Raw genomic sequence first — 20,107 nt, 5'->3', positions numbered from 1 at the left:
GGGGGGCGCCTCCCCGCCGATCGCCCTCAGGAGCAAGGCGGCGTGAGCGGCTCAGTCCGTGGCTCACCCGCGCCGCTGAGCTTCGCTCAGATGTTTTTCGATCTCAGCCGTGGCGAGATGCGCGAGATCCTTGGCGATCTCGGCGGTGAGGTTGTCACGCGCCCCAGGCGTAAGGCGGCCGCGCAGCAGGCCGAGGACGCGGGGCGGCGCCACGACGATCAGCCCTCGACGTTCGGAAGCGCCAAGCCTCTCGTCCAGTCGTTCCGCGACCCGTGCGAGAAACGTCGCCTCCGCCTCGTCGTGACGGTTGATCTCCGCGACGGCGCTGCGGGACGCAGAGCCGCTCTCGCGAACGCGTCCCGGACGATCGGACCCGAGCTCGCGCGCGGGCGGATGCGGTTCGACCATGACGTCCACAGTCTCAAGCACGACGATGTCGTCGTCCCCGCGGTTTCGGAAGATGAGCGCCTTGGCGCCGTCGCAAACCAGGACCCAACTCATACAGGGGATTCGGATCCGCGTCATGATCAATCTCCTTCCGGCGCTCCGCCGCGCCGATCACCTTATCAGATCAGCTCCGCCGGGCGCGGGCCTTGAGGAAGGTCAATGCGGATGAGGTCGGCCGGGACTTGCATTTCGGAGCGGTGCCGGACGGTCGGTTTCCGCCGGATGATGGTCGAGCCATGGCCAGGGTCTTCGTGCTTGGCGGAGTGAACGTTGATCGCGTCTGGCGACTTGGCGCGCCCCTGCATGCCGGGCGCCGCAACATCTTCGGCGCCGTCACGCGGCGCATCGGGGGAGGCGGCTTCAACACCGCCTGCGCGCTCGACGCTCTGGGACACGAGGTCGTCATCGCCACGTCGCTTGCGGACGACAGAGCCGGACGCGCGTGCTGCCGCGCGCTGCGGGACCTCGGTTTCGACACCAGCCAGGTCGTCTTCCGGCGGGAGAGGACGGTCCCGACCGAAATCTTCGTCGATCCGGCCGGCGAGCGGACGATCGTCGTTCCGGCTTCGATCGAGACCCGCCTTCCGAACTGGGATCTCCAAGCGATCGAAGCCGACCTGGCCTATGTGGCTTTGCGACGGACCGATCCGTCGGGCCTCGCGAAGCTGCTTGGCCGAATGGACGTCGTCGCGCAGATTCCTGTCGACGTCGGCGAGAGGCGCCCGGCGACCGTGCTGATCGGCTCATCGTCCGATCTGAACGTCTCGAGCCTCCGCGACCCGTTCGACCATGCGCGTCGATTGGCGGGATCCAGCCTGCGTCATTTCGTTCTGACCGATGGGCCGCGGCCGGTCCAAGTCTGGGACGCGCATGGTCGAGCTTCGATCGAAGTGACCGCGCGGCCGCCCGCGTCGGACACCACAGGCGCGGGAGACGTCTTCGCCGCCGGCTTCATCGACGCCTATCTGCGCGGCGACGCGCTCGAGGAGACCATTCGTCACGCGAGCGGGGTGGCGGGCCTCTTCCTGTCGGACCGAACGGCGTTCATCGATGGTCGAGCGCAACGGCCGAGATCCGATCCTCGGTCGGCGGACTTGGTGGACATGACGCAAGTCGATGCCGCGCGCGCTCGCAAGACGATGACTTTTTGAAGCGTCCGGGGCGGTGGACTTGACCGGAATGGCGGGCGCGATGGCCCGCTCGCGAGCGGCGGCGCGGTTGGCTTTGGCGTCATAGCCCTTGTCGGCGAGCGCCGCGCGCGGCGTGACGTCCGGACCGATGTCGAGCCACCGGTTGAAGACCGGGCTGTCGCCGGCCTCGCCACCGGTCAGATGGAAGGCGAGCGGCTGTCCCTCGAAGTCGCTCCTGAGGTGGATCCCCGCCTACGCAGGGACAAGCCTTGGTGGAGAAGCCGCCGCGGGAGCGGCCGAGCGCTTGGCTCGCCTGCCCCCTTTGGCCCGGCCGCCGAGACATGCGCCCGCACGATGGTCTCGTCGAACATCTGGACGAGACGCGCAGAGCGGCTCATACCCGCCAGCGCCTCGAAGAACGCCTCAAAGACGCCCGCCTCGCGCAGCCGCCAGAACCGCTTCCAGACCGGCAAGCGGCCTCTTCCGGAGATCATCGAACGCGCGCGGGCCGCCGGCTGCGACATTTCGGGCGTGAGCAAGCGGATCGCCAACGGCGGCAAGGTCCCGGTCGATCATTCCGCCGACCGGGCGCGAGCCGATGGCCAAGCCCGAACACAAGAGCCTCGAAGCGGCTGAATAAAACCGCGGGGCCGCCGCGGCGCTCGATCCGATCCGAAATGCGCCGGGGAGCGCCTCCGCGGACTCGTGGGACTGCGGCGTTCGAGCGTCGTCTGCGCGGTCGCCCCTGACACGGTCCGGCCGAGCTTCGCCCCGGCGCGGCGAGCCCGACGATCCGCCTGCAGGCGCCTTCAGCCGACCTTCACATATACGAAGCCTTTCGTCTGGAGGGCCGCGACGGTCGCGACGCCTGACGGCACGAAGGAGACGAAATCCGCCTGGCGGGCGCGGGACGGGTCGAGCTTGTTGCGCTTGAAGGTGATCTCGCAGAGATAGACCTTGAGGCCGTTCTTCGAGAGCGAGTTCGCCCGCTCGAACAGCTCCGCAGGCAGCTTCTCGTCCTTCCACTGCGTGCCCTCGAGGCTGTCGAGAAAAAACTTGATGCCGCCGCCATGCGCGACGATCGCGATCTGCAGGGCGAAGGGATCGCCATTGTAAGCCGAGTAGTGATTGGCGATGTTGTTGAGCGTCTGCTCGAAGCGGGCGACGTCGCCGTAATCGCAGTGATAGAGAGCAGCGACCTCGCCCTCCTTCTTGATTTCGTCCAGTCCGAGATGAACGGGCGCAGCCGCCGCCCGTCCGGCCGCGGCCACGCCGCCGAGCGCCACGCCGGCCACGATCGCCCTTCTGCTCATTTCGCCGGCCATCCTGTTTCTCCTCAAGCCTGGACTTCGTGCGCTCAACCGAAGACGTCCGCGATCATCGCGTCGTACCAGGCCTGCGCCTCGTCGACGTTGCGCCGTCTTCGCTCATCAGCCTCGCCGGTGTCAGAGACGAAGCCGGCGACCTCCTTGATCCGCCCGCCCCGCGCCTCGTAGACGCCGTCCACCTTCACGCAATCGGTGGGCGTGAGGAGACTCCAGCAGGTGCTTTCATAGTAGGCCGGCGTCGGGGGAGCGCCGACGAGATCGGCGAGCGCCGCAAGCGCCGCCACCTTCGCCTGGCTGTTCGCGGCGAAGCCCGATTTCGGCATGTCGCCCGCGATGCAGGCGTCGCCGATGACGAAGACGGAAGCGTCGGCCGCCGAGCGCATGCTTGAGGCGTCGATGGGACAATAGCCGGTCGCGTCGGCAAGCCCGGCGTCGCGCGCGATCCGACCGGCGCGCTGGGCCGGGATGACGTTGACGAGGTCGGCGCGACGCTCCTCGAAATCGGTCGCGACCGTCATGGTCGCTGCGTCGACGCCCTTGATCCCGCCATGGATCGTGGGATCCTGCCACTCCACGACGCCCGGATAGCGGCGGTCCCAGCCCTCCTGGAAGAGGCCCATCTTCGAGAACTTGTCCTTGGGGTCGAGCACAACGATGCGCGTCTTCCGTTTGCCGGCGGCTTGCAGCGCGTGCGCCATCATCGACACGCGCTCATAGGGGCCGGGCGGACAGCGATAGGGGTTGGGCGGGGCGATCATGACGATGAGGCCGCCATCCGGGACGGCGTCGAGCCTCGCCTTCAGGAGCTTGGTCTGCGGTCCTGCCTTCCAGGCGTGCGGCATGACTTCGGCTGCGACGTCCGAGTAGCCGGGCACCGAGCCGAAGTCGAGGTCGATCCCGGGAGACAGGATCAGCCGGTCATAGGCGAGGCTGCTTCCGTCCGACAGCGCAACCAGTTTCCGCTCGCGATCGATGCGCTCCACGAACCCGCGGACGATGCGAAGACCCGGACGCCGGGCCAGCGCCTCGTAATCATGGACGAGTGAGTCGAACGATCTCAGCCCGCCGAGATAGAGGTTGGAGAAGAAGCAGGTCGCATATGTCTCGGACGGCTCCACCATCGCGACATCGAGCGCCCCCCGCCCCCAGATCGCCGCGTAACGCGCAGCCGTCGCGCCGCCGACCCCGCCACCCACGATCACGAGGCGAGGACGCGCCGCTCCCCGAGCCGAAACGGCGGCCAGAGCTGACGAAAGCCCAGCGACGACGGCCCTGCGGCTCGGGCGGAACGCCATCAGTCCGGCCGATCCGGCGTGCGGCTCGCAAAATAGTTGGCAAGCGCGTCGATGTCGGCGTCGCTGAGACGGGACGCGCGGGTGGTCATGACGTCCCTCTTCGGTCCAGCGTCGCGGAAGAAGCGCAGCTTGTCGGCGATCTCGCGCGCCGGGAGGCCGGCGATCGCCGGAATGGCGCCGCGCCCGCCACCGGGGCCGTGGCAGGCGGCGCAACGCGCGGCTAGCGCGGCCGTCCGATCGGAAGCCTCCTCGCCTCCCGCCGTGGCGTAGCTCGGCAAGCCGAACGCCGCCACGAGCGCGAGCGCGAGGACAAGGTCATTCGACGCCCGCGCTCGGCTTCTGGTCCTTGTCGTCCTTCTGGTCGTCGGGCGTGACGTCGAGAATGCGCGCATGGTTCGTGATCTCGACCCTCTCCTTGCAGTTCGCCATGCAAGGATCCTTTTTCCAGAACGCCTTCTCAGTCGTCTCTCGGTCGTCATCGTAGAAATTCTTCTCGTTAGGAAGATTTTTCGGAAAATTCTCCTTTGACAGCACGAAATCGCTTGGAACGAGGTCATTCAGATTCATCAGATAAGCGGTGAGCGCGTAAGTCTCGTCGGGCGACAGCGACTGAGCTTCTCCGAACGGCATCGCGCGATGGATGTAGTCGTAGACGGTCGACGTATAGGGCCAGAACGATCCGATGGTCTTCTCGGGCCGGTCAGACTTCAGGCTGCCCTGGCCGCCGGCGAGCACCGGCCAGCGACCCGCGCCTTCGCCGAACTCGCCATGGCAGGAGGAGCATTTCGTCTGGAACAGCGCCTCTCCGTCGCTGACTGAGCCTTTGCCGTCGGGCAGGCCCACCCCGTCCGGCCGCACATCAATGTCCCAGGCCTTGATTTCCTCCGGAAGCGCCACGCGGCCGAGGCCCACCTTATCCGCCGCGGAGGCCGGGACGGGCATGAGAGCGGTGAGCGCGACGATGGCGATCGCCTTAGCTGACTTCGACATTTTCCGCGCTCCCGTCCGGCCGCACCAGCCAGGTCTGGATGCCGTTGTTGTGGTAGATTGAGTTCGAGCCGCGATATTTCCGGAGCTCGTCCTTGGTGGGCTGCACGTAGCCGCTGTCGTCCATCGCCCGCGACTGCAGCATGAGCTCCTGGCCGTTCCAGTCGAAGTCGACGTAGAAGCGCGCCATGGCGCGCGGGAAATTCGGTCCCTCGATGCGCGCCGTGCGCCAGTTGCGTCCCCCGTCCATCGAGACGTCGACGCGCTTGATCGTTCCCCGTCCCGACCAGGCGACGCCTGACAGCACGTTCGGCCCCTTGGATTTGAGGGGGGCCTGCGGGCTCGGATTGGTGACGACGGACTTGGCGTCCATCAGGAAGGTGTGCTGGCGCGACCGGCCGTCGGCCAGCAGATCCGTGTATTTCGACGTCTCCTCGCGCTGCGCCCAGGGCTGGTCGCCGACCTCGACGCGGCGCAGCCACTTGACCCACATGTTGCCTTCCCAACCGGGCACGACGAGCCGCAGCGGATAGCCCTGCTCGGGCCGCAGCGCCTCTCCGTTCATGGCCCAGGCCACAAGACAGTCGTCCATCGCCTTCTCGAGCGGGATCGAGCGCGTCATCGCAGACGCGTCGGCGCCTTCGGCGAGCACCCATTTGCCCTTCGGGCTGACCCCGGCCTCATTCAGAAAGGCCTTCAGGGGCACGCCGGTGTAGACCACGTTGTGGATCATGCCGTGGGTGAACTGGCAGCCGTTCAGCTGCGCCCCGCGCCACTCCATGCCGCTGTTCGCGGCGCATTCGAGGAAGTAGACGCGGTTCACGCGCCCCGGCATCCGCTTGACGTCCTCCATTGTGAAGACGAGCGGCTTGTCCACCATGCCGTTGATCATGAAGCGGTGTTTCGCCGGGTCGATCTCCGCCTCGCCGCCATGATGGCGCACGAAGCACAGCCCGTTCGGCGTGATGATCCCGTCGAGCGCGTGGAGCGGCGTGAAGGACACCGAACTTTGGCGGCTGGCGGTCAGCCACTCAACCTCGCGGCGCACGACCTCCTTCTCGAACTTCGACGGCACGCCGTAGGGCTTCGCGTTGACGCCCTCGCCGAGATACTGGGTCCACTCCTGTTTCTCGACGATCAGCGGATCCGGCGTCTGCGCCGCCGCGAGCGCCGGCGTAAGCGCGGCCGCGCCCGCTCCGGCGATGCCGAGATTGAGGACGCGCCGCCTGTTGAGCGTGACGGGTTCGCTCATCGCGCTGTCTCCTTGGATCGATGGCCGCGTCATGCGCCGGTGACCTTGATGGCGTCGTTAGGCTCGACCTTGATCGTCTTGCGGTCGGCGACGTGGCGCTCGACCACTTCCCAGATCGGCGGTCCCTCGACGTTCTGGTTGACGCTCGCCCAACCCGCGACCGTGTAGGACCTGTCGGCCTCGATCGGCGCGCCGGACCTGAGCAAAGTGAGGTTCGAGATGCGCTTGCCGATCGGCTGAGCGACGTCGATCGCGTAGCCGACGCCTCCGAGGCGCACCATGTCGCCGCCGCCCTGGAAGTAGGGGTCGGGGTTGAAGATGTTGTCGGCGATGTCCTCGAGCACGTCCTTGAACTGCTTGCCGGTCATGGCGGAGCGGTAGCAGTTCGGGTAGGTCACGGCGGTCGCGTTCGAGATCGCCTCGAAGGTGATCGGATCGCCTGGCAGAAGGCTCGTGCCCCAGCGGAAGGCGGGCGACAGCGCGATCTCGACATCGCGCTGTTCAATCATCGCCTGGCAAATGACGTCGTCGAGGGTGCCGTTGAAATTGCCGCGGCGGTAAAGGACGCTCTCGGTCCGCCCGACCTCCCGTGCGAGTTCTGCGGCGTAGGGAGCGCGGGCGTCCGCGACGAGCTTCGTCATCTCGGCGTCCGGCGCGATTGCGTCGGAGAAGACCGGAATCAGGCCGAAGCGATAGCCCGCGACCCTGCCGTCCTTCACGTCGAGATCGAGCCGCGACAGGAACTTGCCGTGCGAGCCGGAAGCGATCAGCAGCGTCTTGTCGACCTCGACCGCCATCGGGATCGCGTCATGGGTGTGGGCGGTGAGGATGACGTCGAGTCCTTTGACGCGGCGCGCCAGCTTGCGGTCGACGTCGAAACCGTTGTGCGAGAGCAGGACGACGACGTCGGCGCCCCCTGAGCGTGCGCTCTCGACCTGTCTGCGCAGGTCGTCCTCGCGCAGGCCGAACTCCCAGTCCGGCGTCATCCAGCGGGGGTTCGCGATCGGCGTGCGCGGATAGGCCTGCCCGATGACCGCGATCTTCGCGCCGCCCCGCTCGAAGACCTTGGCGGCGGGAAAGACCTCTTCCTGCCATTCGAGGCTGCGGATGTTCTGCGCGAGGAAGGCGAAGGGACCCGCCTCGGCGATCTCCTTCACGCGGTCCGCGCCATAGGTGAACTCCCAGTGGCCGACCATCGCGTCGAGCTTCAGCGCCTTGAGCGCCTGTAGCACGTCCTCGCCTCGGGTCTTCAGGGACGTCCAGCTGCCCTGCAGCTCATCGCCGCCAGCGAGAAGAAGCACGTTGTCGTCCCCCCGCTCGGCGCGGATCGCCTTCACGAGCGCGGCGATGCGGTCGAACCCGCCCATTCGGCCATAGGCCTTGGCGAGCGCGACGAAATCCTCGCTCGTCAGCGCATAGGCCTGGGGGCTGCCCGGCTTGATCTTGAACTGGTCGAGAAAGGCCGCGCCGGTGACGTGGGGCGGCAGTCCCTTGGTCTCGCCGACGCCCAGGTTTACCGACGGTTCGCGGAAGTAAACGGGGTTGAGCTGCGCGTGCGTATCGGTGATGTGGAGTAGCGTCACCTTGCCCGTGGCATCGAAGCGCAAGAGGTCGTCCTGGGTAAGCTTTCCGCTCGACGCGACCTGGGCGAGGCTTCGGCCGGAGGCGGTCGCCAGAGACGCTGCGGCCGTCGCCGCGACGACGAATTCTCGGCGGGATATCATGAGAGGCGTTCTCTCCATGTCGGGACGCGACGGCCCTCTCGCGCCCGGCGGAATCCGGGCGCGTCGTCAGGCGTCGCCATGCGCTTCTGACGTCAGGCGACTTCGAGTTTCGCCTTGGCGGTCGTTTCCTGGCCCTGGTCGTCCTTCCAAGTGAAGGTGAACTCGCCGGATTCCTGCGCCTTGAAGAAAAAGGACTGATAGGGATTCGCCGACACCGAGGGGAACCACTCTGCCTCGAACACCACCTTGCCGTTAAACGCCGCCGTGAACCTGTTGATGATGTTCCGCGGCACGATCTTGCCGGAGGAATCCTTGCGGACGCCGCTCTCCATCTCGTGGGAGACCAGCGTCTTCACCTCGATGATCTCGTCCTTTTTCGCCTTCGGCGGGACGCGGACGCGGGCGGAGGTCTTGGCCATCTGATCGCTCTTTTGTCTCGGGTTCTGTCGGATCGGGCGCGTGCGTCAGCCTCAGCCGCCGCAGCCGCCGATCGTGACCTTCACTTCGGATTTCGCCGTATAGAGTTGGCCGGTCGAGGTCTCGGCGACGGCGATGACGTTCTGCGTCTGGGCGAGGCGCATCCGCAGAGACGCCGCCGCGCGGCCGCACGCCGGCGTGAAGTGATAGGTCAGAACCCGGGGGAAAGGATTGCCCTCGGCGAAGACGCTGACGGACTTCACATAGTCCGCCTCCGTCATCGGGCTTTCGACCTCGATGTTGATGGGCACGACGAGGCCGTTCTCGGCGATCTCGGGCATGTCGAGCTTCAGCTTGCCCGTCGCCATCTCCTTGCCGCCGTAGAGCTTGTCCATCTCGGCTTTGACGTCTTCCGGCTTTGCGAAGGCCAGCCGGGGCGTCAGAGCGGCGACTGCGACGGAAATGGCTGCGAGTCGCATCGCCTCCCGCCGGGAACGGGACTGCTCGAACAGCATCATGCGCTTCCTCCCAAGCCAAACGCATCCGTAAGGCTTTGACTTATATTTGTTATTTACGATCGGACGCCATATGCGCATCAATCGGTCTAGACATATTGTGATATAGAGTTTTTTGAATGTAAAGTCGTCTATCGGTCGATCGAAAGTTCGCTGACGAACGCGATCGGCGCAGGTGGACGCCCTGGCTGGCCGGATGCGGTCGGTCCGCAACAAGAAAATGAATGGGGACGAAACATGAGATCGAAGGCCATCGGCGTCGCCTTTCTGGGCGTCGCCGCGATCGCGCTGTCGCTGGGCTTGACCGGGCTCGGGTCCGCCCAGGACGGCGTCAACTCCAACAGTTCGACAAGCGCGGCGGAGATCGAGCGCTACCGCAAGATGATCGACGACCCGATGGCCAATCCGGGCTTTCTGAACGTCGACCGAGGCGAGGCGCTCTGGTCGGAGGCGCGCGGCGAGAAGAACGTCTCGCTCGAAACCTGCGATCTCGGCGAGGGACCGGGCGTCCTCGATGGCGCTTATGCCAAGCTCCCCCGCTATTTCAAGGACGCCGACCAGGTCATGGACCTCGAGCAGCGGCTGCTCTGGTGCATGGAGAAGATCCAGGCTTTCGACACCAAGCCGATTCGAGCGAAGCCGTTCTCCGGTCCCGGCAGAGGCTCGGACATGGAGGATCTCGTCGCCTTCATCGCCAACAAGTCGAGCGGGATGAAGATCGAGGCGCAGCTCGCGTATCCGAAGGAGAAGGAGCTCTACGAGATCGGCGAAGCGCTGTTCTTCCGGCGCTCCGCCGTCATGGACTTCTCCTGCGCGACCTGTCACGGCGCAGCCAACAAGAGAATTCGCACGACGGACCTGCCGCAGTTCGATGTACCCAACAAGTCCGCGCAGGCCTCGATGGGGAGTTGGCCCACCTACCGCGTCTCCCAGAGCGCGACGCGGACGATGCAGCACCGGCTTTGGGACTGCTACCGGCAGATGCGGATGCCCGCGCCCGGCTACGGCTCGGAAGCCGTGACCGCGATCACCCTTTACCTGAACAAGAGCGCTGAAGGGGGCGAGCTGAAAGTGCCCTCCATCAAGCGTTGACGCGGGGAGCCGGAATCATGAAGACGCCATTCATCGCGCTTACCGCAATAGCGCTGGCGACGTCCGCTTCCGCGGCCGGCGAGGGACCCACGGTCGATGCCGCCCGCGTCGACAAGACCGTCGCGTCAAGCTTCACCAATTTGCCCGAAGGGTGGGACGACCGCCTCAAGCAGGACGAGGCCCAGCGGATCTGTTCCGAGACCCGGAACCAGCCTTCGGAGGCGCAGGCCGAGAAGATCGTCGAGGCCGAGAAATCGAAAGTGCAGATGCCCGCCGACGGCAAGGTGGTAGGCGACTGGAAGGCCGGCGAGAAGGTCGCCCAGAACGGACGAGGATTTCAGTTCAGCGATCCGGCGGGAACGGAGGCCGGCGGAAACTGCTACGCCTGCCACCAGCTCGATCCAAAGGAAACCAGCTATGGCACGCTTGGACCGAGCCTGAAGGGCTACGGCAAGGCGTTCAAGTTTTCCGAAGAGGCGGCCAAGGCGACCTACGCCAAGATATACGACGCCCAGGCCGTGCTTGCCTGTTCGAACATGCCGCGCTTCGGCTCGAACCACGTGCTGACTGAAAAGCAGATCAAGGACGTCACCGCCTATTTGTTCGACCCCCAGTCGCCGGTGAACAAATAGGCGACGCCTGCAAGAGCCCGGAGGCGCAGCGGAACGTCAGGCCGCTGCGCCTCCGGGCGGCCCTCGCAGCCCGCTGGTCAGAATCCGCCAGCGTAGAACTTGGCTCTGTCCGGCTTGTAGGTCCAGGGCAGGCCGGCGTTCTTCCAGCCATTGACGGTGCGTTGGCCGTAGGGCGACTGGTCGCCCTCAAAACCCTCGTACTGGCTGTAGACGTTGGTGAAGCCCGCCTCGACCAGCTTGTTGGCGGCGCGGGCCGAGCGGTCGCCCGAACGGCACATCACGATGACGCGGTCTGACTTCGACAGTCCCTTGGCCGCGAGAAGCTTCTGCACGTCCTGGCTGAACGTCCCGTTCGGTTCGAGCCTGTAACGTCCCTCTTTGTCGTCCCAGTCCCAGAATTCGGTCACGTCCACGAATGGCACGTGACCGTCGATCATCGGCGTCCAACGGGTGAAGAGCATCTCGCCGCGTGTCCGGACGTCGACAAACAGGATCCGGCCGCCCTCAGCGCGCATGATGTCGGCGGCCTCGCGCGGCGTGACGTAGAGGCCGAGCGCCGTCTGTTTCGCCTGGGGAACCACGTGCGAGGGGGCGCCTGCGGGGGCGGACTGCGCCAGCGCGGGAACAGACGATGAAGCAGAACCCAGGCAAAGGCCGGCGACGAGCAGGATTGCGATCTTCATGTGCGATCTCTCGTTGAATGTCGTGCCCGACGCGACTGCGATCACCTGGCCTGCTGCGCCTTGAGCCACTCCTCGAAGGAGCGGCCCGTGTAGCCGCCCTCGGCGACGAACCGGAACATGGCAAGAAATTCGCGCTCGCCGAGCAGCCCGGGCATCCGCGCGACCTCGGCGATCCGGCCGCCTTGCATCGCGAAGAACTGGAACGTCGGCGTCGTTCTGACGGCGCGCTTCGCGGCGAGCGCCTTCTCGCCGAGGCGTTCGCCGTCGATGTCCGTCACCTCCCGCGACCCGAAGGTGTCGAGATGGACGATCTCGAACTTCTCCCGCACGAAGCCCTCGATCCCGGGCTCTGCGAAATAGACGGTGTGGAGCCGCTTGCAGGCCGGGCACCCGCGCATGCCCCACTGCGTCGCGAACCCTTTGCCTTTCCCCAGCGCCGCCTGCGCGTCCTCGCCGAGGTCGAGAAAGCTGTCCACGTACCAGTCCTGCACGTAATTGCCGTCGTCGCCGAGAACGGAAGCGGCGCGGGAGCCCGTCGTCGCGGCGAGCGAAGCGCCGACGCCGAGGCCCAAAAATGCGCGGCGATCGGGTCCGATCCGTCTGGTCACCGCAGTCTCCTCATCCGATCTCGGCGAGCCCTGGGAACATTTCAAGCAGCCAGCCCGCGGCGACCGGCACCCAGCCGCCGATGAAAGCCAATCCCGTGACGATGAGCAGCCCCCCGGACACCTTCTCGATCAGCCCGAGCCGGGATTTCAACGCGCGCGACCAGCGCAGGAACGCGCCCATGAAGGCTGCGGCGAGCAGGAACGGCAATCCGATGCCGGCCGAGTAGGCGCCAAGAAGCGCCGCACCGCGCCACGCCGTTTGCTCCGCTCCCGCCACCATGAGGATCGCCGCCAGGATCGGCCCGACGCACGGCGTCCAGCCGAAGCCGAAGGCGAGGCCGACCGCATAGGCGCCGAGCGGACCGGTTGGTCGCCGTTCCAGGCCGACGCCGGCATGACGGTAGAACAGCGGGATGCGGACGATCTCCATGAAGTGCAGGCCGAACAGGACCAGCAGCGCGCCGGCCGCGACGGTCAGCGGCTGCGCGTAGTTCGAGAGGAACTGACCAATCGTCGAGGCGGTCGCCCCGAGCGCGACGAACACGGTCGAAAAGCCCGCCACGAAGGCTAGCGCCAGCGCGAACACCCTGGACCGCGCGCGCTCGATCTGGTCGGGCGACGCGGCGCCGCTGATGAAGCCGAGATACGCGGGCGTCAGCGGCAGGACGCAGGGCGAAGCGAACGAAAGCGCGCCGGCCGCGGCGGCGCCTGCAAGGCTCACGTCCAGGCCCATTCGCCGCCTCCCAAACCGCCGTGATCCAAAAGTGGAATTCATATTCGAATACGATTATATATCAAGCATGGCGTTTCGTCGTATTCTGTTGATGTCCGTGTTCGCGCTTCTGATCAGCGCGCTGACCGGGGGCTCAGGCTCCCGCAGCGCGGAACTCGTGATGTTCGATCAACCCGGCTGCGTCTGGTGCCAGCGCTTCGAGGCCGAGGTCGCGTCCGGTTATGCAAATTCGACGGAAGGCCGGCGCGCCCCGTTGCGTCGCGTTGACATTCGCGCGCAAGGCGAAGCGGGCTTTGCGCTTGCGCAGAATGTGCGGATCACGCCAACCTTCGTGCTCGTGGATGGCGATCGCGAGGTCGGCCGTCTGACGGGATATCCGGGCAAGGATTTCTTCTGGACCGAGCTTGCCGCATTGATCGCCCGTCTTTCTCCCACGCCCCGCCAGGACTGATCGAGGATCATTTCAGATGCCTTCAATCGTATCGGCCAAGATCGAGGAGGAGCTGCGTGACGGTCCGGAAGTTTCGCCAGAGCTCGACGCGCTCATGCGCAACGCGCGCGACGCGAGCGACTTTCTCAAGGCCCTCTCACACGAAAGCAGGCTACTGCTGCTCTGTCTCCTGGCCGAGGGCGAACGATCGGTGACCGAGCTCGAGAACATTCTGTCCCTGCGTCAGGCGAGCGTTTCGCAGCAGCTAGCTCGGCTGAGGCTTGAAGAGCTCGTGACGACGCGCCGCGACGGCAAGGCGATCTACTACAGTCTGGCGAACGACGACGTCCGGCGGATCATTTCGGTTATCTACGATATTTTCTGCGGCAGGGATCAGAAAGCGTAAGACTGCTTAGCGCGCCGGGCTGGCGACAAGGAGCGGGAAAAGCTCCGCGCCGGCCGTAGGGACGGGAGGACCGGGCGCAATGGAGTTCATCGGGCCGTCATGGCTCGCGCTCGCCGGTCTTGCGATCGGCGCGATCGTCGGCTTCGCCGTCAGGCGAGCACGGCTTTGCACCTTCGGCGCGCTGGAGGACGCCTTCGTCGGCTCGGACACGCGGCGCCTTCGCGTCTTCGGCCTTGCGGCGGCCGTGGCGATCGCGGGGACGCAGGCCCTCGTGCTCTCGGGCCTGATCGACCCGACGCAGACGACTTATGTTTCGGTCGCGGTCCCCTGGCTCGGCGTCGCCCTCGGCGGCCTGCTGTTCGGGTTTGGAATGGCGCTCGTCGGGACCTGCGCTTTCGGCTCCCTCATACGTCTCGGAGGAGGCGATCTCAGGAGCGTCGTCGTCATGCTGATATTCGGCGTGGCCGCCTATGCGACGCTTCGCGGCGTGCTTGCGCCCTTCAGGATCGGCGTCATCGAGAGCGTCGCATACGCGCCGCCGCCGCCCGGTCGCGCGGACATTCCGGGTCTCGCCGAAGCGGCGTTCGGCTTTGACGCCCGGATCTGGATCGCGCTCGCGATCGCCGGCGGCCTTCTGCTGCTCGCCGTGACGGACCGGCGGCTTCGCCGGACGCCGCGGCTGGTGGCGGGGGGCGTGACGCTTGGGCTCGGCGTCGTCGCCGGCTGGGCTGCGACGCGATTCCTCGCCGACGAATTCGTGGGGCCGATCGTTCCGCAGAGCCTGACGTTCGTGTCGCCTGTCGCACGGGCGCTCTTTGGAGTCGCTTTCGATCGCGATGTCCTGCTGGACTTCGGCGTGGGTTCGGTGTGCGGAGTCGTGTGCGGCGCATGGCTCGCGGCGCGGCGCGCAGATGAATTCCGCTGGGAGGCATTCGATGATCCCCTCGAGATGAAACGTCATCTGGGCGGGGCGACGCTAATGGGCGTGGGCGGCGTCATCTGTGGTGGTTGCACGATCGGCCAGGGTCTGACCGCCGGATCAATGCTCGCGCTGTCGTGGCCGGTGGCGCTGCTCGGCATCGCCTTGGGCGCCCGGTTCGGCGTCGCGGTTCTGATGGAGGGATCCATTCTCCACCTCTTGCGGTCGCTGCGGTCCCGGCCGTCGACGGGCGCGCCTCTGTCAATTCTCCGGCCGGAAGATCGGTCGTCTCCCGCAAATGCAGAGACGTTGGCCCCCACGGCAGTCGATCCCGCCGGGCTCGGAAGGTTGTCAAAGTCGTCGCGACCGTGACTTTTTGTCGTCGACTTGCTGCGCAAGTGAATCTGTTTCAGCTGAGCCAGGCGGACTTCGACGCCTCCGAAGGGCTCGCAGTCGATGCACAAGGCAATCTAGTAGGCCTGACCGCTCGAAATGAGCCCGTAAAGCAAGCTTCCGCGATCGAAGGAGCGGCCGACGATCGAATGGCTCTTTGGAAGCTTCGTTGGCCCTTGCCGTCGGCGCTGGTCTGCGCCATTCTTGCCATGTCCGCCAAAGACGATGCGGGAGAGCCTGGCCGTTCCTGCTGCAGGATCGGTATGGCGCCGACGGAGCAACCGCCCCCGGAAACTCTCAGGCACAATCACCGCATCGTTGGACAATCTGGAGAGAGGCGCCGCACGGCGTCCACCGAAGGAGAAACCTCCCGGCCGATAGGCGCGTGAGGGAAGCTCTCAGGTAGCCGCGACAGATGGGGGTTCGAGGTCGGGACGCGCCTTTTCGGGCGCAGCCTGACGACGAGCCGTCGCGGAGACGCCTATGAGCCAGAACGTTCAGTCTGCCTCCTGCCACGCCCTGCCGGCGGGCGCGCCCAGGCGCACCCCGCTTTATGAGCTCCACGTTCGGCTCGGGGCCAGGTTTTGCCCTTTCGCCGGCTACGAGATGCCGCTCAGCTATCCGGCGGGCGTGCTGAAGGAGCACATCCACACCCGCTCCGCCGTCGGCCTGTTCGACGTCTCCCACATGGGCCAGATCGAGCTGCGGCCGCGCGCGGGCGATGTCGGCGACGTCGCGGCGGCGCTCGAGACGCTGGTTCCGGTCGACGTCGTCGGCTTGAAGCCGGGACGGCAGCGCTATGCGCTGTTCACCGATCGATCGGGAGGAATCCTCGACGATCTGATGGTCGCACGGCTTCCCGACAGGCTGACGCTGGTCGTCAACGCCGCCATGAAAGCGGCCGACGAGGCGCATCTGCGCGAGAACCTGCCGGCGGACGTCGAGGTCGCGCCGCGCGACCGCTGCTTGATCGCCCTTCAGGGACCGGGCGCCGAAGGCGCGCTCGCGCGCCTCGCCCCGCAGGTCGCGACCATGCGCTTCATGGACGTGCGCGGGATCGAAATCCGGGGCGCGGCCTGCCTGGCGTCTCGCTCCGGCTACACGGGCGAAGACGGATTCGAGATTTCGCTTCCTTCGAATCGCGCCGAAGAGATCGCGGCGGCGCTGCTCGATGACGAAAACGTCGCCCCCATCGGGCTTGCGGCCCGCGACTCGCTTCGCCTTGAGGCGGGACTTTGCCTTTACGGCTCCGACATCGACGCGACCACGACCCCGGTGGAGGCCGGCCTGGCCTGGGCGATCCCGGCGGCGCGGCGCGCCGGCGGCGCGCGCGAGGGCGGCTTCCTGGGCGCCGAACGCGTCCTTGCGGAACTTCGGTCGGGTCCGTTGCGCCGGCGGGTGGGACTGCTTCCCGAGGGCCGGGCGCCCGTGCGGGCCGGCGCGGCGCTCTTCGCCGACGAGGCTGGCGACGAGCCGATCGGGGTCGTGACCTCCGGCGGCTTCGGGCCCACGCTGCAGACTCCCGTCGCCATGGGCTACCTGCCGGCGCGCCTCGCTGACCCCGGATCGCGGGTCTTCGCCGATCTGCGCGGCCGCCGTCTCGCCGTCACCGTCGCGCCGACGCCTTTCGTCGCCGCCCGCTTTCGGCGCTGAGCCTCCAAGACCGCCCCTTACGCGAAGGACCTCATCATGCTGCGTTTCACCGAAGACCATGAATGGCTGCAGCTCGACGGCGACGTCGCGACCGTCGGCATCACCGCCTTCGCGGCCGAACAACTCGGCGACCTCGTCTATGTCGAACTGCCGAAGCCGGGAGCGAAGCTGACCAAAGGCTCCGCCGCGGCGGTCGTCGAGTCCGTCAAGGCGGCGTCCGACGTCTACGCCCCGTTGTCCGGCGAGGTGGTCGAGGTCAACGAGGCCGCGGCTGCGGACCCGGCGTCGATCGGGGCGGACCCCCAGGGCGCCGGCTGGCTCTACCGGATGCGGCTCGACGACGTCTCGGCCATGGATGGCCTGATGGACGAGGCGGCCTATGCGGACATCTCCAAATGAGCAGCACGCGCTACGACCCATATGACTTCGCCAACCGCCGCCACATCGGCCCGACGCGGGCCGAGATGGACGAGATGCTCAGGCTGATCGGCGCGAAGGATCTCCACGGGCTGATCGACGAAACGCTGCCGCCGGACATCCGCCAGACGGAGCGGATCGACTTCGGCGCCTCGCTGTCGGAACGCCGCTCGCTGGAGCGGCTGCGCGAGGTCGCGAACCGCAACCGGCTGCTCGTTTCGCTGATTGGACAAGGCTATCACGGCACGACCATGCCGCCCGCGATCCAGCGCAACATCTTCGAGAACCCGGCCTGGTACACGGCCTATTCGCCCTACCAGCCGGAGATCAGCCAGGGCCGGCTCGAGGCGCTGCTGAACTACCAGACCATGGTCTGCGACCTGACGGGGCTCGACGTCGCCAACGCCTCGCTGCTCGACGAGGCGACGGCGGCGGCGGAAGCGATGGCGATGGCGCGGCGCGTCTCGACGTCTGAGGCCAACGGCTTCTTCGTCGACAGGGACTGCCTGCCGCAGACCATCGCGGTGGTGCGCACGCGGGCCGAGCCGCTCGGTTGGGAGGTGATCGTCGGCGACCCCTTCCGCGATCTCGATCCGTCGCGGGTGTTCGGCGCGCTGTTCCAGTATCCGGGCGTCGATGGCGCGATCCATGATTTCGCCGGCCCGATCGAGGCGCTGCACGAGGCCGGCGCGATCGCGGCGGTCGCCGCCGATCCGCTGGCGCTGACGCTGCTCAAGCCGCCCGGCGCGATGGGCGCCGACATCGCGGTCGGCTCAACCCAGCGCTTCGGCGTGCCGATGGGCTTCGGCGGCCCGCACGCCGCCTACATGGCGGTCCGCGACGCCTACAAGCGCACCATGCCGGGCCGCATCGTCGGCGTCTCGATCGACAGCCGCGGCAACCGCGCCTATCGCCTCGCGCTGCAGACGCGCGAGCAGCACATCCGCCGCGAGAAGGCGACCTCGAACATCTGCACCGCGCAGGTGCTGCTGGCGGTGATCGCCTCGATGTACGCCGTGTTCCACGGCCCGGAAGGGCTCAAGGGCATCGCGGTCCGCGTGCATCGCGACGCGACGCGCCTCGCCGAGGGGCTCGAGGCCGGCGGCTTCGAGGTCGAGCCGAAGGCGTTCTTCGACACGATCACCGTGAAGGTCGGGGCCTTTCAGGGCCTGATCCTGTCGCGCGCGGTCGAGCACGGCGTCAATTTGCGCAAGGTCGGGACCGACCGGATCGGGATCACGGTCGACGAGCGCACGCGCGACTTCGTCATCGAGGCGGTGTGGCGGGCCTTCGGCGTCGAGCGCGCGGTCGACGCCGAGGTCTGGCCCGAGAGCCGCCTGCCGGCGCCGCTGCTCAGAACCTCTGACTTCCTGACCCACCCGATCTTCCACATGAACCGCGCCGAGAGCGAGATGACGCGCTACATGCGCCGTCTCGCGGACCGGGACCTCGCGCTCGACCGGGCCATGATCCCGCTCGGCTCCTGCACCATGAAGCTGAACGCCACCGCCGAGATGCTGCCGATCTCCTGGCCGGAGTTCTCCGAGATGCACCCCTTCGCGCCGGCCGACCAGGCGGCGGGCTATGCGCATCTGATCGAGGATCTGTCGCGGAAACTCTGTGACGTCACCGGCTATGACGCGATCTCGATGCAGCCGAACTCGGGCGCGCAGGGCGAATATGCCGGGCTGCTGGCGATCCGGCGCTATCACCTGTCGCGCGGAGAGCCGCAGCGGACCGTCTGCCTGATCCCGTCCTCGGCGCACGGCACCAACCCGGCCTCGGCGCAGATGTGCGGCATGAGCGTGGTGGTGGTCGGCGCGCGCCCCGACGGCGACATCGATCTCGAGGATTTCCGCAGGAAGGCCGAACAGCACGCCGACCGGCTCGCGGCCTGCATGATCACCTATCCGTCGACGCATGGCGTGTTCGAGGCGCATGTCCGCCAGATCTGCGACATCACGCACGCGCATGGCGGACAGGTCTATCTCGACGGCGCCAACATGAACGCGATGGTGGGGCTAGCGCGGCCCGGCGAGGTCGGCGCCGACGTCAGCCACCTCAATCTGCACAAGACGTTCTGCATCCCGCATGGCGGCGGCGGTCCCGGCATGGGCCCGATCGGCGTCAAGGCGCACCTGATCCCGTTCCTGCCCGGCCATCCGCACACCGGTGGCGAGGGGGCCGTCTCGGCGGCGCCCTACGGCTCGGCCTCGATCCTGCCGATCTCCTGGAGCTACGCCCTGCTGATGGGCGGGCGGGGCCTCACCCAGGCGACGCGGGTCGCGATCCTCAACGCCAATTACATCGCGGCGCGGCTGAAAGGGGCCTATCCGATCCTATTCTCGGGCCGGAACGGGCGCGTCGCGCATGAATGCATCGTGGACGTCCGGCCGTTCGTCAGGAGCGCGGGCGTGACGGTGGACGACATCGCCAAGCGGCTGATCGACTGCGGCTTCCACCCACCCACCATGAGCTGGCCGGTCGCCGGCACGCTGATGATCGAGCCGACCGAGTCCGAGACCAAGGCCGAGATCGACCGCTTCTGCGACGCCATGCTCGGCATCCGCGAAGAGATCCGAGCGATCGAGGAGGGGCGGATCGACAAGCACAACAATCCGCTGAAGCACGCCCCGCACACGGTGCAGGATCTCGTCGGCGCGTGGGACCGGCCCTACAGCCGCGAGGCCGCCTGCTTTCCGTCGGGCTCGCTCGGCATCGACAAGTACTGGCCGCCGGTCAACCGCGTCGACAACGCCTATGGCGACAGAAACCTGATGTGCGCCTGCCCTCCGCCCGACGCATATGCGTCGCCGCCGCCGGTCGCCGCGGAATGACGGACCCTGGTCGGTCGGCGGTCCGTCCGACCAGACGTCAACCTCATAAGCTTCGAGTCGACGGCCTCGAGGCCTGCAGGTTCGCGGAGGCAATCGGTCACGCCCGCGACGAGCGCGTCGATGAGCGCGTCGATGAGCGCGTCGACGCCGCTTCGGGCGGCTCGCGCTGGCGTTGTCGATGTTCGGCGTGTTCCAGCTCCAGGCGCCGG

Annotated in this window: 21 protein-coding genes, 1 pseudogene and 1 riboswitch; of the genes and pseudogenes, 9 read left to right on the top strand and 13 right to left on the bottom strand. The window is 67.0% G+C overall.

Annotated features, from left to right (window positions below):
* Window positions 1-63: 63 nt before the first annotated feature.
* Entirely contained in the window at window positions 64-525 is a 462-nt protein-coding gene (locus EK403_RS18110) for a host attachment protein (protein ID WP_128778866.1), read from the bottom strand.
* A gap of 158 nt (window positions 526-683) precedes the next feature.
* Between EK403_RS18110 and EK403_RS23815 the strand changes: the two genes are divergently transcribed.
* Window positions 684-1,598, top strand: coding sequence for a PfkB family carbohydrate kinase (locus EK403_RS23815; protein WP_128778865.1), 915 nt, complete (start codon window positions 684-686; stop codon window positions 1,596-1,598).
* Here the strand turns inward: EK403_RS23815 and EK403_RS23810 are convergent.
* The 9 genes and pseudogenes from EK403_RS23810 to soxY all read right to left on the bottom strand — a co-directional run.
* Window positions 1,581-1,778, bottom strand: a pseudogene (locus tag EK403_RS23810) (hypothetical protein); the annotation flags it as partial. The gene EK403_RS23815 and the pseudogene EK403_RS23810 sit on opposite strands and share 18 nt — an antisense overlap.
* Window positions 1,779-2,386: 608 nt before the next feature.
* Window positions 2,387-2,890 carry a DsrE family protein gene (locus tag EK403_RS18090; RefSeq protein ID WP_245479780.1) on the bottom strand — a complete coding sequence of 168 codons (504 nt, stop codon included), beginning with the start codon at window positions 2,888-2,890 and terminating at the stop codon, window positions 2,387-2,389.
* Window positions 2,891-2,934: 44 nt separating this feature from the next.
* Window positions 2,935-4,200 (bottom strand): NAD(P)/FAD-dependent oxidoreductase, encoded by a 1,266-nt coding sequence (locus EK403_RS18085; RefSeq protein ID WP_128778863.1) that lies wholly within the window; start codon window positions 4,198-4,200, stop codon window positions 2,935-2,937.
* Window positions 4,200-4,478 (bottom strand): c-type cytochrome, encoded by a 279-nt coding sequence (locus EK403_RS18080; protein WP_164919664.1) that lies wholly within the window; start codon window positions 4,476-4,478, stop codon window positions 4,200-4,202. The genes EK403_RS18085 and EK403_RS18080 overlap by 1 nt, the downstream gene beginning before the upstream one ends.
* 37 nt (window positions 4,479-4,515) lie before the next feature.
* The gene (locus EK403_RS18075) at window positions 4,516-5,190 is read right to left on the bottom strand and encodes a c-type cytochrome (protein WP_128778861.1); all 675 of its coding nucleotides are present in this window, start codon (window positions 5,188-5,190) and stop codon (window positions 4,516-4,518) included.
* Entirely contained in the window at window positions 5,174-6,439 is a 1,266-nt protein-coding gene (gene soxC / locus EK403_RS18070; protein WP_128778860.1) for a sulfite dehydrogenase, read from the bottom strand. Before soxC ends, EK403_RS18075 begins: the two co-directional genes overlap by 17 nt.
* A 29-nt stretch (window positions 6,440-6,468) precedes the next feature.
* Window positions 6,469-8,163, bottom strand: coding sequence for a thiosulfohydrolase SoxB (gene soxB, locus EK403_RS18065; protein ID WP_128778859.1), 1,695 nt, complete (start codon window positions 8,161-8,163; stop codon window positions 6,469-6,471).
* Between the two features lie 92 nt (window positions 8,164-8,255).
* A complete protein-coding gene (gene soxZ / locus EK403_RS18060) occupies window positions 8,256-8,582 on the bottom strand; it encodes a thiosulfate oxidation carrier complex protein SoxZ (RefSeq protein WP_128778858.1) in 327 nt (108 codons plus the stop codon).
* A gap of 51 nt (window positions 8,583-8,633) precedes the next feature.
* Complete coding sequence (gene soxY, locus EK403_RS18055) at window positions 8,634-9,098, bottom strand: thiosulfate oxidation carrier protein SoxY (RefSeq protein ID WP_128778857.1); 465 nt, start codon at window positions 9,096-9,098, stop codon at window positions 8,634-8,636.
* 234 nt (window positions 9,099-9,332) lie between these two features.
* On the opposite strand from soxY, the gene soxA reads away from it, so the two are divergent.
* On the top strand, window positions 9,333-10,187 hold the full coding sequence (gene soxA / locus EK403_RS18050) for a sulfur oxidation c-type cytochrome SoxA (protein ID WP_128778856.1): 855 nt from the start codon (window positions 9,333-9,335) through the stop codon (window positions 10,185-10,187).
* A 17-nt stretch (window positions 10,188-10,204) separates the two neighbouring features.
* The gene (gene soxX, locus EK403_RS18045; protein WP_128778855.1) at window positions 10,205-10,819 is read left to right on the top strand and encodes a sulfur oxidation c-type cytochrome SoxX; all 615 of its coding nucleotides are present in this window, start codon (window positions 10,205-10,207) and stop codon (window positions 10,817-10,819) included.
* 77 nt (window positions 10,820-10,896) lie between these two features.
* Here the strand turns inward: soxX and EK403_RS18040 are convergent, their stop codons facing one another.
* The 3 genes from EK403_RS18040 to EK403_RS18030 are packed head-to-tail and all read right to left on the bottom strand — an operon-like array spanning window position 10,897 to window position 12,843.
* Complete coding sequence (locus EK403_RS18040; protein WP_128778854.1) at window positions 10,897-11,502, bottom strand: rhodanese-like domain-containing protein; 606 nt, start codon at window positions 11,500-11,502, stop codon at window positions 10,897-10,899.
* A gap of 41 nt (window positions 11,503-11,543) precedes the next feature.
* Window positions 11,544-12,110, bottom strand: a complete 567-nt coding sequence (locus EK403_RS18035; RefSeq protein ID WP_245479778.1) for a SoxW family protein — start codon at window positions 12,108-12,110, stop codon at window positions 11,544-11,546.
* Window positions 12,111-12,120: 10 nt separating this feature from the next.
* Window positions 12,121-12,843: a cytochrome c biogenesis CcdA family protein gene (locus EK403_RS18030; protein WP_128778853.1), complete on the bottom strand. Its 723-nt coding sequence runs from the start codon at window positions 12,841-12,843 to the stop codon at window positions 12,121-12,123.
* Window positions 12,844-12,910: 67 nt separating this feature from the next.
* Here EK403_RS18030 and EK403_RS18025 point away from each other — a divergent pair, with 67 nt between their 5' ends.
* From EK403_RS18025 to gcvP, 6 genes are all read left to right on the top strand, one after another.
* Complete coding sequence (locus EK403_RS18025) at window positions 12,911-13,294, top strand: thioredoxin fold domain-containing protein (RefSeq protein WP_128778852.1); 384 nt, start codon at window positions 12,911-12,913, stop codon at window positions 13,292-13,294.
* Window positions 13,295-13,310: 16 nt separating this feature from the next.
* Entirely contained in the window at window positions 13,311-13,679 is a 369-nt protein-coding gene (locus EK403_RS18020) for an ArsR/SmtB family transcription factor (RefSeq protein WP_128778851.1), read from the top strand.
* Between the two features lie 79 nt (window positions 13,680-13,758).
* Window positions 13,759-14,970: a YeeE/YedE family protein gene (locus EK403_RS18015; protein ID WP_128778850.1), complete on the top strand. Its 1,212-nt coding sequence runs from the start codon at window positions 13,759-13,761 to the stop codon at window positions 14,968-14,970.
* 239 nt (window positions 14,971-15,209) lie between these two features.
* Window positions 15,210-15,314, top strand: a riboswitch (glycine riboswitch).
* 160 nt (window positions 15,315-15,474) lie between these two features.
* Window positions 15,475-16,644 carry a glycine cleavage system aminomethyltransferase GcvT gene (gene gcvT, locus EK403_RS18010; RefSeq protein WP_128778849.1) on the top strand — a complete coding sequence of 390 codons (1,170 nt, stop codon included), beginning with the start codon at window positions 15,475-15,477 and terminating at the stop codon, window positions 16,642-16,644.
* 36 nt (window positions 16,645-16,680) lie between these two features.
* Entirely contained in the window at window positions 16,681-17,043 is a 363-nt protein-coding gene (gene gcvH / locus EK403_RS18005; RefSeq protein WP_128778848.1) for a glycine cleavage system protein GcvH, read from the top strand.
* Window positions 17,040-19,898, top strand: a complete 2,859-nt coding sequence (gene gcvP / locus EK403_RS18000) for an aminomethyl-transferring glycine dehydrogenase (protein ID WP_128778847.1) — start codon at window positions 17,040-17,042, stop codon at window positions 19,896-19,898. Before gcvH ends, gcvP begins: the two co-directional genes overlap by 4 nt.
* Window positions 19,899-20,107: the final 209 nt, after the last annotated feature.

Source organism: Hansschlegelia zhihuaiae (assembly GCF_004103825.1).
GTDB lineage: Bacteria > Pseudomonadota > Alphaproteobacteria > Rhizobiales > Methylopilaceae > Methylopila > Methylopila zhihuaiae.
This window is presented reverse-complemented; position numbering and strand designations above follow the sequence as displayed.